This is a genomic window from Nonomuraea sp. NPDC050691 (assembly GCF_040654455.1).
Taxonomy (GTDB): domain Bacteria; phylum Actinomycetota; class Actinomycetes; order Streptosporangiales; family Streptosporangiaceae; genus Nonomuraea.
In genome coordinates, this window is the sequence record NZ_JBFAIA010000223.1 from 1 (window position 1) to 11,796 (window position 11,796).

Sequence of the window (11,796 nt, forward strand, 5' to 3'; positions counted from 1 at the left end):
AGGTGCGCTCGAAGTCCTTCAGCACCTCCACCGGCGAGGAGGAGCCGCCCGCGACCGCGGTCCGTAGCTTCGACGGCACCTCGCCGCCGTCCGCGCGCCAGCGCCAGGTCCACCCCGTCGACCGCGCGCACCCGCTGTCGCCGCAGCGGCCCGGTCCGTACGGAGTGCTCCACCACCAGCCCGTCCACCCGCACGATCGCGCTCATCCGGCCTCCACTCCCTGGTCGTCACGTGTGTGGTGCGGGCCGGGGCCTCCGGGGGAGGAGGAGCGGCCGGCCGGGGGCTGGTCGTGGACGCAGGACGAGCGGTGGCCCGGGAGCCGGGCGTCCAGCCCCCGTATCGTCACCGCGCAGGCCGCCTCGTGCCCGGAGCAGCGCGGCCCGAACCGGCACCCCGCCGTGTAGTCCGCCGGTGACGGTGGCGCGCCGAGGATGGGACGGAACCGCTCACGCGGCGCGCCGAGGGCCGGGCGCGTACCGGGGGAGAGCGGTTCGCCAAGGGGGGGAGGTGCACCGGGGGAAGGTGGCGTGCCGTGGGTAGGTGGCGTGCCGTGGGTAGGTGGCGTGCCGACGGTGGGTGGCGCGGTGAGGGTGGGCGCCGCCTCCAGGAGGGCGCGCGTGTACGGGTGCCGCGGCCGGGCGAGCACGTCCTCCACCGGACCCGCCTCGACCACCTGCCCCGCGTACATGACCGCGACCACGTCGGCGACCTGCCGCACCACCCCGATGTCGTGGCTGACGAACACCATGCCGAGCCCCCGCCCGGAGCGGGCCGCGTCGAGCAGCCGCAGGATTTCGGCCTGGAGCGTCACGTCCAGGGCCGTGGTCGGCTCGTCGCACAGCAGGACGCGCGGCTCCGTGGCGAGCGCCAGCGCGATCGCCACGCGCTGGCGCATGCCGCCGCTCAGCTCGTGCGGGTACGCGCGCAGGCGCAGCTCCGGGTCCGGCACGCCGACCGCCTCCAGCAGCTCCACGGCCCGCCGCCGGGCCGCCGCCCGGCCGACCGGCGCGTCACGGGCGTCACCTGTCCGGCTCCGGGAGGCGCCGGTGTGGCGGATCACGCCCGCGAGGAACGTCCCGACCCGCATGGTGGGGTCGAGCGAGCCGTGCGAGTCCTGGAACACCATGGCCAGCCCGGCGCCCGCCGCCCCGCCGGCGGGCACGGGAACGGCCGCCGAGCCGTCGCGAGGGCTCAGCCGCACCTCGCCGCCCGTCGTCCGGGCGCCCGGCGGGAGCAGCCCCATCACGGCGCGCAGGGTGAGCGACTTGCCGCACCCCGACTCGCCGACGACGCCGAGGCACTGTCCGGCGCCGACGGCGAGGGACACGCCGTCGAGCACGGTCAGCTCCGCGCCGTCCCTCCGCACGGTCACGCGCAGTTCCTCGACCTCCAGCAGCGGTGGGTACCCGCTCATCGGTCCTCCTCCCCGCCCCCGGCCCGCTCGCCGAGGGAGGCGACGCACGAGCCGAGGACCATGATCACCACGCCGGGGAACGCGGCGAGCCACCAGTGGCTGCGCAGGAAGAGCTGCGCCTCGGCCACCATGGCGCCCAGCTCCGGTGTCCCGGCCTTGACGCCGAGCCCGAAGAACGACAGCACCGCGACGCCCTGGAGCGCCATCCCCATGTCGGCGGCCAGGTAGACCAGTGACTGGCGCAGCGCGTTGGGCAGCACGTGGCGGACCAGCACCGCGACGTGCGACAGGCCGAGGAGCCGGCTGGCGGCGACGTACTCGCGCTCGCGCACCCGGCGCACCTCGGTGCGGATCAGCCGCGCGTACACCACCCAGCCGAGCGCGCTGAACGCGACGAGCAGCGACGCCGTGCCCGGGCCCAGCACGAACACGAACGCGATCAGCAGCACGTAGACCGGCAGGGCCTGCAGGATGTCGGCCGTCCAGCGCAGCGCCGCGTCCAGGACGCCGCCGTAGTAGGCGGCCACCGCGCCCACGAGCGTGCCCAGCAGCATGGGCAGGCCCGCGGCGACGACCATGAGCAGCAGATCCGTGCGCAGCGCGTACAGCAGCCGCGACAGCACGTCCCGCCCCAGCGCGTCGGTGCCCAGCAGGTGGGCGGCGCCCGGCGGCTGCAGCTGGTCCAGCGTCAGCCGGGCGGGGTCGGCGGGCGCGAGCACCGGCGCCATGACCGCGGCCAGCACGACCAGCGCCAGCAGCGGCACGGCCACCGGCCGGGCGGGGCGGGGCAGGCGGGCCAGGCGCGCCCCGAGGGGGAGCCCGGCGCGGAGGAGGGAACGGGTCATCGCCATGTCGTCCTCGGATCCAGCAGCGCGACCGTGAGGTCGGCGAGCAGGTTGATCACGATGATGGCCGTGCCGAAGACCAGCGTGAGGGCCTGCACGACCGGGAAGTCCCGCTGGCTCGCCGCGCCGACCATCTCCGCGCCGAGCCCGGGCAGGCCGAATGTCTGCTCCACCACCACCGCGCCGAACAGCAGCGCGGCGGCCTGCACGGCCAGCAGCGTCACGGCGGGCGGCAGGGCGTTGCGCAGCAGGTGCCGGCGCACGAGCGCCCAGCCGGACAGGCCGAGCGAGCGGGCGGTGGTCACGTGGTCGGCGGCCAGGACCTGGCGCAGGCTCTCGGCGCCGCTGCGCGCCAGCAGCGGCATGGCCGCGAGGCCCACGGTCAGCGACGGCAGCACCATCGAGCGGGCCCCCTCGCCCGGGTCCTCGCCGAACCCGCCGACCGGCAGCCAGCCCGTGCGCAGCGCCAGCACCGAGGCGAGCATGAGGCCGATCCAGAACGGCGGGCAGTTGAGGACCACGGTGAGCGACCTGGCGCACGCCCGGGCGGCGCGGGAGCGGGGCCGCAGCGCCATGAGCAGCGCCGCGGGCGCCGCCAGCAGCACGCTGACGAGCAGGCCGCCGGTCAGCAGCCACGCCGTCACCCCGCCGCGCTCGCGCAGGAGCTCCGCGATGGGCGTGCCGGTGCGGCTGGAGCGGCCCAGCTCACCGCTCGCGACGTTGACGGCGTACGTCCAGAACTGGGTCAGGACCGGCTGGTCGAGCCCGAGGTCGTGGCGGACCCGCGCCACCTGCTCGGCGCTCGCCCGGGGCCCGGCGAGCAGCCGTGCGGGGTCGCCGGGCATGAGGTGCTGGAGCAGCACAACGACGAGCAGCAGGGCGGCCAGCACCGGCACCGCCTGGAGCAGCCTGACCGCGACGAAGCGCAGCCGTCCGGCGGACATGGTCAGCCCGCCCAGAGACGCTGGGCCGGATAGGACAGGAACGGGGTGACGGTGAGCCCTCTGACCTTCGGCGACACGGCGAACAGCCGGTCGGGGAAGGCCGCCGGGATGTAGGGCAGGTTGTCGTGGATCCACGTCTCGGCCACGCGCACCGCCTCCGTCCGCTCCTCGTCGGTGCGGGCGACGTCCATCCGGTCGAACGCCTCGGAGATGGTCTTCATCGGCAGTCCCGAGTACAGGCCGCCGGTGGCGACGATGAGGCCGAAGATGTCGCCGACGGTCGGCGACACGCTGCCGACCTCACCCAGCGACAGGTCGTAGTCGCCCTTGGCCTGCCGGTCGACGAGCACCTGCACCTCCAGCTTCTGCAGGTCCACCTCGACGCCGGCGTCGCGCAGCAGCGCGGCGGCCGTCTCGCCGGCGCGGGTGGAGAACGGCGTCGTCGCGTCCACCACCAGCTCGACCTTGGTGCCCGGCCGGTAGGAGGAGCGGGCGAGCTCCTGGCGGGCGAGCTCCACCCCGGTCTCGTACACGCATCCGCAGCCGGCCGAGCCCTGCACCCGCGGCGGCAGGCCGCCGGTCGCCGGGGCGGCCAACCCGCCGAAGACCGCCTGGATGTAGCGGGCGCGGTCGATGGCCAGGCTGACGGCGCGCCGGAAGTGGAGGTCGGAGCCGGGTTTCCTGGCGGCGTTGACGAAGATGCCGTGGATCGTCGCCGACGGGTGGACGACGACCCGCTCCGGCCGCGGGATCTGCGCGGCGAGGTCGAGGGGCACCGCCTCGATCGCGTCGGCCTGGCGGCTCTGGAAGCGCAGGAGCTGCTGGTTGGGGTCGGCGACCACCTCGTAGACGAGCCGGTCGAGGTAGGGCAGGCCGGGGTTGTGGTAGCGGGGGTTTCGTTCGAGCACGATTCGCCGGCCCGGCTGGTAGGAGGCCACGACGAACGGCCCGGCGCCGACCGGGCGGGTGAAGAAGTCGGCCCGGCTGCGCCCGCCGAAGTCCTTGGGGACCACGATGGACGAGCCGTTGCCGAGCCAGGCCAGGGTGAACGTGCTCGCCCGGCTCATCCGCACCACCAGCGTGCGCGGGTCGGGGGTGTCGGTGCCGGTGATCGCCGAGTAGAGCGTGCCCATGGACAGGCCCTTGCGCCACAGCCCGACGGAGAACGCGGCGTCGGCCGAGGTGAGCGGCCGCCCGTCGCTGAAGGTCAGGCCGGGCCGGAGGGTGAAGGTGATGGTCTTGGCCTTGGCGTCGAGCTTCCAGCTCTCGGCCAGTCCCGGCTCGACCGAACGGCCGTCGGCGGAGGGGACGACCAGGCCCTCCATCACCTGCGGGAGGGTCTGGAAGGTGGAGAGCTGGATCGCCTTGTCGGGGTCCCAGCCGTCGATGTCGGAGGCGCGCAGGATCGTCAGGGAGCCGCCGCGCCGGGGTGTCGCGTCCCCGCCGGGGGAGCCGCCGCCCGGCGGGCCGCCGCCCGGATCGGCCCCGCCGCCGCCGCACCCCGCCACGAGCAGGTTCAGCGCCAGCAGGACGGCTCCGGCGGTTCTCATTCGTGCCATGACCATCACCAGATTTCGAGCGTTCGATAAACTAAAGGGACTCCGTGCGCGGGTGCGGGCGTTCGGGGAGGCGTGGTCAGCTCAGGGCGGCCATCACGTGCTTGACGTGCGTGTAGTCCTCCAGCGCGTACGCCGACAGGTCCTTGCCGTAACCGGACTGCTTGTAGCCGCCGTGCGGCATCTCCGAGGCGAGCGGCACGTGGTCGTTGATCCACACGCAGCCGCAGCGCAGCGCGGCGGACACCCGCAGGGCGCGGCCGACGTCGCGCGTCCACACCGAGGCCGCCAGCCCGTACGGCGTGCCGTTGGCCATCCGCACGGCCTCCTCCTCGCCGGTGAACGGCTGGACCGTGACGACCGGGCCGAACACCTCCCGCTGCACCAGCTCGTCGTCCTGCCGCAGGCCCGCGACGACCGTGGGCTGGTAGAAGAAGCCCGGCCCCTCGGGGGCCCGGCCCCCGGCGACGACCTCGGCGTGGGCGGGGCGGCGGTCGAGGAAGCCGGCCACCCGCTCGCGCTGGCGGGCGCTGTTGACCGGGCCGAGTGTCGTGCCGGGGTCGCGCGGGTCGCCCATCACGAGCTTGGCGGCCCGGGTGGCGAGCCCGTCCACCACGTCCTCATGAAGGCGGCCCGAGACGAGCACCCGGGTGGCGGCGGTGCAGTCCTGGCCGGCGTTGTAGTAGGCGGCGCCGGCGATCACGTCCAGCGCGGCGTCCAGGTCGGCGTCGTCGAAGACGACGACCGGCGCCTTGCCGCCGAGCTCCAGGTGGACGCGCTTGAGCGTGCCGGCCGCGTGCGCGGCCACCCACCTGCCGGTCTCCACGGACCCGGTCAGCGAGACGAGCTCGACGTCCGGGTGCTCGACCAGCGCCGCGCCGGGTTCGTTGCCGCCCGCCACGACGTTGAGCACCCCCGGCGGGAGGATCTCCGCGGCCAGCTCGGCCAGGCGGATCGTGGTCAGCGGGGTCGTCGGCGCGGGCTTGAGCACGGTGGTGCAGCCCGCGGCGAGCGCCGGGCCGAGCTTCCACACGGCCATCATCATCGGGTAGTTCCACGGCGTGATCTGGCCGACCACGCCCACCGGCTCGCGGCGGATCATCGAGGTGTACCCCGCCACGTACTCGCCGGCCGCCCGGCCCTCCAGGCAGCGGGCGGCGCCGGCGAAGAAGCGCAGGTTGTCGGCCATGGCGCCGATCTCGTCGGACAGCACCACGTGCAGCGGCTTGCCGGCGTTGGCCGATTCCAGGGCGGCGAGCTCCGGGCCGTGCTCCTCGATCGCGTCGGCCAGCCTGAGCAGGGCGCGCGCCCGCTGCCCCGGGGTGGTGCCGGCCCAGCCGGGGAACGCGGCGCGGGCCGCGGCCACCGCCCGGGCGACGTCCTCCGGACCGGACAGCGGGGCGTGGGCGATCGTCTCGCCTGTGGACGGGTCGAGCACGGGCGCCGTCGCGCCGCCCAGGGGGTCGGCGGGCTCGCCGTTGATCACGTTGTGCAGCACAGGAAGGTCGGACATGTCAGGATCTCCGATGAGGTCGCAGCCCGCCGAGGAACGGCAGGGGAGAAGAAGGGAAGTGCAGGAAGCCGGGCGGGGGACCCGGTGACTCAGGAGGTGGCGCGGCGGCGCAGTTCGACCTTGTCGACCTTTCCGATGGCCAGCTTCGGCAGCTCGCCCTCCAGCCGGAACACCTTCGGCACCTTGTAGTTGGCCAGCCGCGTGCGGGCGTGCTCACGCAGCTCGGCCTCGGTCAGCGGCCCGCGCGGCACCACGAACGCGTGGCCGACCTCGCCCCAGCGCGCGTCCGGGACGCCCACCACGGCCGCGAGCGCGACGGCAGGGTGCTCCTCCAGCGCCGCCTCGACCTCGCGCGGGTAGATGTTGTAGCCGCCCGACTTGAACATCTCCTTGAGCCGGCCGACGAGCCGGATGTGGCCGCCCGGCTCCTCCACGGCGAGGTCGCCGGTGTGCAGCCAGCCGGCCTCGTCGATCGCGGCCCGTGTGGCCGCCGGGTCGCGGAAGTAGCCGCGGGTGATGAAGTCGCCCCGCACCAGCAGCTCGCCCGACTCGCCGGGCGAGGCGACCTCGCCGTCGGGGCGGCGCAGCACCACCTCGTAGTGTGGGTCCACCCGGCCGACGCTCCAGGCCAGCACGTCCAGAGGGTCACCGGGGTCGGTGTAGGTGACGGAGCCGGTGGACTCGGTCAGGCTGTAGCTGGTGGCGAGCCGGGCCCCCGTGCGGGACAGGGTCTGCAGCAGGCTCAGCGGGGCCGCGGCGCCGCCCCACAGGATGTGCTCCAGCGAGGTGAGGTCGCGCTCGCGCCACTCGGGGGTGCCCACCATGGCCAGCAGCTGCGTAGGGATGCAGTACAGGTGGGTCAGCCGCTCGCGCTCCACCATGCGCAGCGCGCCGGCGGGGTCGAAGCGGCGCATGTAGACCACGGTGCCGCCGGCCGTGAGGACCGAGGTGCTGATGTCGCCGAGCCCGCCGATGTGGTTGAGCGGCAGGTCGCACAGCTTGCGCGGCGCGTCGCCGTACCAGCGCCCGGCCTGCACCACGCCGCAGAACGCGAGCCCGCCCTGCGGGACCAGCGCGCCCTTCGGCCGGCCGGTGCTGCCCGAGGTGTAGATCATGGCGGCGGCGTCGAGCGGCCCCACCTGGGCGCGCGCGGACGCGAGCAGCTCGCCGGGCACCGACTCGCCCGTGCGGACGAACGTCTCGTACGAGATCGACAGGCCGGGCAGCTCCACGCCCGACGTGACCACCCGCGCCGGGGCGAGCGGGCGCAGCGCGTCCAGCACGGACGCCTGCGCCGGATCGTCGGGCCCGAGCATGCCGAACAGCACCGCCGGCCCGCTGTGGCCGACGACGTGGGACAGCTCGGCGAGCGTGTACTTCGGGTTCAGGCCCACCCAGATCGCGCCGATGCCCGCCGCCGCCAGGAACACGGCGAACGACTCCGGCGAAGGGTGGCCGAGCAGGGCCACGCGGTCGCCGTGCCGGACGCCCGCGGCGAGCAGCGCGGCGGCGCACCGGTCGACCTCCTCGCGCAGCCGCTCGTACGTCCAGCGCGTGCCCTCGCCGACCAGCGCCTCGCGCGAGGGACGGCGCTCGGCCCAGTGGTGGACGTAGTCGGTGATGCGCGGCAACCGGGGAACACTCACACCGCCACCTCCTCCCGGACATCATGCCCGGCCGCGAGCAGGCGCGCGGCGTTGCCGTGCAGGAGCGCGTCCAGGGTCTCCTCCCGCAGGCCGAGCCCGTGCCACTCGCGCAGCGCCCGCAGGTGCGGGAAGACGGGCCAGTCGGTGGCGAACAGCACCTGCCCGCGCAGCACGCGGTCCATGAAGCGCAGCATCGTCTCCCAGCCGGAACCCGGCACGCCCAGGTACTTCGGGGCCAGGCCGCCGAAGTCGACGAGCACGTTCGGGTGCCGCCGCGCCACGGCCACCATCTCCGGCACCCACGGCCAGGCCCCGTGGCAGGCGATGAGCGTCGCCTCCGGGAAGTCGCAGGCCACCTGGTCGAGGCGGGCCGGCCGCTCGCCCTCGATGGGGTGGACCCGCGAGTAGTTGACGCCCGTGTGGATCGCCACGGCCAGGCCCAGCTCCGTCGCCTTGGCGTACACCGGGTAGAGCTGGCGGTCGTCGATCGCGTGGCCGAAGAACGACGGCTGCACGTTGATCCCGCGCAGCCCGAGCGCCGCCGCCCGCTCCACCTGGCGCACGGCCCGCATGATCGTCAGCGGCTCCAGCGTCACGGTCCCGAAGCCGGAGAAGCGTTCCGGCCGCAGCCGCACCTGCTCGGCCACCTCCTCGTTGAGCGCGTCGGCGTAGTCGCCGTGCTCGTACTCGGCGTGTAGGACGGCGTGGCCGACACCGGCCTCGTCCATCTCGGCCACCAGCGTGTCCATGTCCTTGTGCCAGCCGCCGCCGATGTCGAGAACCGCCTCGTACTGCGTGTAGACGTCGCCTCCGGCCGACAGCGGGGGCCGGGCGGCGCTCGGCACGCGCACGCGGAAATCGATCACCGTCGAGAGTGCGGTCGGATCCATGGGTGTCTCCTCCGGATGAGGGTGAGAGGGGTTCAGAGCGGGAGGCCGGCGGGCCGGCGGTGCCGCCACGGGTGGGCGCGTTCGAGCTGGCCCGCCAGGGACAGGACCGTGCCGTCCTGCCACCTGCCGCCGATGAGCTGCACGCCCAGCGGCAGGCCGCCGCCCTGCTCGATCAGCGGGACGGAGATGGCGGGCAGGCCGAGCAGGTTGCCCACGACGGTGAGGGAGGCGGTCTCCTCGGCGCGCCGCAGCGGCAGCCACGGGTCGGCGTCCTGCCCCTCCCACAGCGCCCCCTCGCTCGGCGCGAGCACCGGGTTGGTGGGGGTGAGCACGACGTCCACGCCGTCCTCGCCGTCCCACGCGCGGTACATCTCCGCCGAGCGCCACTGCAGCTCCAGCATCGTCGTGACGTACGTGAGGGAGTCGGTGCGGCGCGCCGCCGCGCGCAGGGTCCGGTTGAGCGGCTCGACGGCCTCCTCGTCGACCACCGGGGTGTCGGCCGAGCCCGTGGCGTACAGGACGTCGAAGCGCGGCGTGAACCACTCGGGGTCGAGCCCCGGGATGCGGTGGTCGACCACCTTGTGCCCCAGGTCGGACAGCAGGTCGGCGGCCCGGCGGACCAGCGCCACGGCCTGCGGGTCCACCTCGGCGGGGAACGCCGGCTGGACGACCAGCCCGATCCGCAGCGGCCCCGGGTCGCGCCGGGCCCGCTCGCGCAGCGGCACCTCGGGCCGGGGCACCTCGTACCAGGTGGTCCGCGGGGCCGCCACGAGCTCGTCCAGGACGGCCGCCGTGTCGAGCACGGTCCGCGACAGCACGCCCTCGGTGGCGAAGCCCTCCATGTAGTGGGCGTCGGACGGCACGAGCCCGCGGCTGGGCTTCATGCCGACGAGCCCGCAGAAGCTGGCCGGCTCGCGGATGGAGCCGGCTCCGTCGGAGCCGTGCGCGACGGGCAGCAGCCCGGCCGCCACGGCCGCCGCCGCGCCGCCGCTGGACCCGCCCGGGCTGCGCCCGAGGTCCCACGGGCTGCGGGTGACGCCGTGCCGGGCCGACTCGGTGACCGACACGGTGCCGAACTCGGGTGACGTCGTCGCCCCCAGGAACACGAAGCCGGCCTGGCGCAGCGCCTTCACGGCGGGCGCGTCGTCGGCCATCACCTGGTGCCCGACGGCGTTCGAGGCGCTGCACAGCGGCCAGCCGCGCACCGGGTGCAGGTCCTTGATCGCGGTGGGCACGCCGTGGAACGGCGGGAGCGGCTCGCCGGTCGCCGCGGCGCGGGCGGTGCGGGCGTCGGCCTCGCCGGCCGCCTTCCTGGCGTCGTCGTGGTCGACCCGGCAGAAGGCGTTGAGCGCGGGGTCGATCGCGTCGATGCGCTCCAGGTAGCCGTCCAGCACCTCCCGGGCGCTCACCTCGCGCCGGGCGATGAGCCCGGCCAGCTCCGTGGCCGTGGGCCAGCCCTCCGGGCCGGTGCCGACCGGCTCCCTCGGAGCGGGTCGCGGCGTCGTCTCGGTCATCGTGACTCCTTCAGCTCGTTGTCCTGGCCGGCCGCGGGGAGCCGGCGGGCGGGCCGCCAGCCGGGGCGGGGGACGCTCTCGCGCAGCAGGCGCGTGTACGGGTGCGCGGGCTCGTCGAGCACCCGCGCGGTGGGTCCGCGCTCGACGATCGCGCCGTTGCGCATCACCACCACGTCGTCGGTGACCTGGCGGACCACGGCCAGGTCGTGGCTGATGAACAGGTACGCCACGCCGGTGCGCTCGCGCACGTCCGCCAGCACGTTGAGGACCTGGGCCTGGATGGAGACGTCGAGCGCGGCGACGGACTCGTCGAGGATGAGCACCCGCGGCTCGGCCGCGAGGGCGCGGGCGACGGCCACCCGCTGGCGCTGCCCGCCCGACAGCCGCGACGGCGCCGCCGCCATCTGCCGCTCGTCGAGGCCGACCAGCCCGGCCAGCTCCGCCACCCGCCCGCGCCGCCCGGCGGCGTCGAGGGAGGTGTGCAGGCGCAGCACCTCCTCCACGGCCGACGCGGGGCTCTGCCGCGGGTCCAGACTCGAGTAGGGATCCTGGAAGACGATCTGCACCTCGGCGCCGCGCCGCCGCCGTTCCCGCGCCGAGCGGGCCGGCCGGGACCGGTCACGCCCGCAGGCGGTGATCCGGCCGGCGGCGGGCCGTTCCAGGCCGACGATCATGCGGGCGACCGTGGTCTTGCCCGAGCCCGACTCGCCGACGACGGCCAGCGCCCCGCCCGCCCGGAGGGTGAAGTCCACGCCGTCCACGGCCACGACGTCGCCGAACGTCTTGCGCAGCCCCTCGACCTCCAGCACGGGCTCCGGCGACTCAGGCGCGGTCATGGGACACCACCGGCTCCTCGTTCTGCTCGCGTGGCAGTCCGCGCAGCTCCTCGGCGCGGACGCAGGCCACCTGGCCGCCCGCGAGGGGCAGCAGCTCGGGCCGCCGCTCCCGGCAGGCGTCGCGGGCGTGCGCGCAGCGGGGGGCGAAGGCGCATCCGGGCGGCGCCTCGAACGCCGACAGCGGGCGGCCCGGCGTGGCCGGCAGCCGGTCGGCGCGCCGGGTCAGGGAGGGCCGGGCCGCCGCCAGCGCCGCCGTGTACGGGTGCAGCGGGTCGTCGTGGAGCAGCGCCGACGCGCGTACCTCCATGACGCGCCCCGCGTACATCACCGCGGTGCGGTCGCAGACGGCGGCGGCCAGCTCCAGGTCGTGGGTGATGAACAGCAGGGCCAGCCCCCGCTCGCGGCGCAGCTCGTCGAGCAGGGCCATGACCTCGGCCTGCGTGGTGACGTCGAGCGCGGTCGTCGGCTCGTCGGCCAGCAGCAGGCGCGGCTCGGCCAGCAGCGCGGCGGCAATCATGACGCGTTGCAGCAGCCCGCCCGACAGCTCGTGCGGGTACTGGCGCAGCCGCCGCGCGCCCGCCGCGATCCCCACCTCACCCAGCACGCGGACCGCGCGCTCCTCGGCGGCCCGCCGCGAC

Annotated in this window: 10 protein-coding genes and 1 pseudogene; all 11 read right to left on the reverse strand. The window is 75.3% G+C overall.

Features of this window, described 5'->3' with window-relative positions:
* Nucleotides 1-206, reverse strand: a pseudogene (locus AB0H81_RS40420) (hypothetical protein); the annotation flags it as partial.
* Nucleotides 203-1,414, reverse strand: a complete 1,212-nt coding sequence (locus AB0H81_RS40425) for an ABC transporter ATP-binding protein (RefSeq protein WP_358386400.1) — start codon at nt 1,412-1,414, stop codon at nt 203-205. The pseudogene AB0H81_RS40420 and the gene AB0H81_RS40425, both read right to left, overlap by 4 nt.
* Nucleotides 1,411-2,259, reverse strand: a complete 849-nt coding sequence (locus AB0H81_RS40430; RefSeq protein ID WP_358386403.1) for an ABC transporter permease — start codon at nt 2,257-2,259, stop codon at nt 1,411-1,413. Before AB0H81_RS40430 ends, AB0H81_RS40425 begins: the two co-directional genes overlap by 4 nt.
* Nucleotides 2,256-3,203 carry an ABC transporter permease gene (locus AB0H81_RS40435; protein WP_358386406.1) on the reverse strand — a complete coding sequence of 316 codons (948 nt, stop codon included), beginning with the start codon at nt 3,201-3,203 and terminating at the stop codon, nt 2,256-2,258. The genes AB0H81_RS40430 and AB0H81_RS40435 overlap by 4 nt, the downstream gene beginning before the upstream one ends.
* Before the next feature lie 2 nt (nt 3,204-3,205).
* Complete coding sequence (locus AB0H81_RS40440) at nt 3,206-4,762, reverse strand: ABC transporter substrate-binding protein (RefSeq protein WP_358386409.1); 1,557 nt, start codon at nt 4,760-4,762, stop codon at nt 3,206-3,208.
* Nucleotides 4,763-4,838: 76 nt separating this feature from the next.
* Complete coding sequence (locus AB0H81_RS40445; protein WP_358386412.1) at nt 4,839-6,272, reverse strand: gamma-aminobutyraldehyde dehydrogenase; 1,434 nt, start codon at nt 6,270-6,272, stop codon at nt 4,839-4,841.
* A gap of 89 nt (nt 6,273-6,361) precedes the next feature.
* On the reverse strand, nt 6,362-7,918 hold the full coding sequence (locus tag AB0H81_RS40450; RefSeq protein WP_358386415.1) for a class I adenylate-forming enzyme family protein: 1,557 nt from the start codon (nt 7,916-7,918) through the stop codon (nt 6,362-6,364).
* Nucleotides 7,915-8,808 (reverse strand): amidohydrolase family protein, encoded by an 894-nt coding sequence (locus AB0H81_RS40455; RefSeq protein WP_358386418.1) that lies wholly within the window; start codon nt 8,806-8,808, stop codon nt 7,915-7,917. The genes AB0H81_RS40450 and AB0H81_RS40455 overlap by 4 nt, the downstream gene beginning before the upstream one ends.
* Before the next feature lie 32 nt (nt 8,809-8,840).
* A complete protein-coding gene (locus tag AB0H81_RS40460; protein ID WP_358386420.1) occupies nt 8,841-10,322 on the reverse strand; it encodes an amidase in 1,482 nt (493 codons plus the stop codon).
* Nucleotides 10,319-11,158, reverse strand: coding sequence for an ATP-binding cassette domain-containing protein (locus AB0H81_RS40465; protein WP_358386423.1), 840 nt, complete (start codon nt 11,156-11,158; stop codon nt 10,319-10,321). The genes AB0H81_RS40460 and AB0H81_RS40465 overlap by 4 nt, the downstream gene beginning before the upstream one ends.
* Nucleotides 11,145-11,796: ABC transporter ATP-binding protein (locus AB0H81_RS40470; RefSeq protein WP_358386426.1), on the reverse strand; the 652-nt coding region annotated here is incomplete at its 5' end. The genes AB0H81_RS40465 and AB0H81_RS40470, both read right to left, overlap by 14 nt.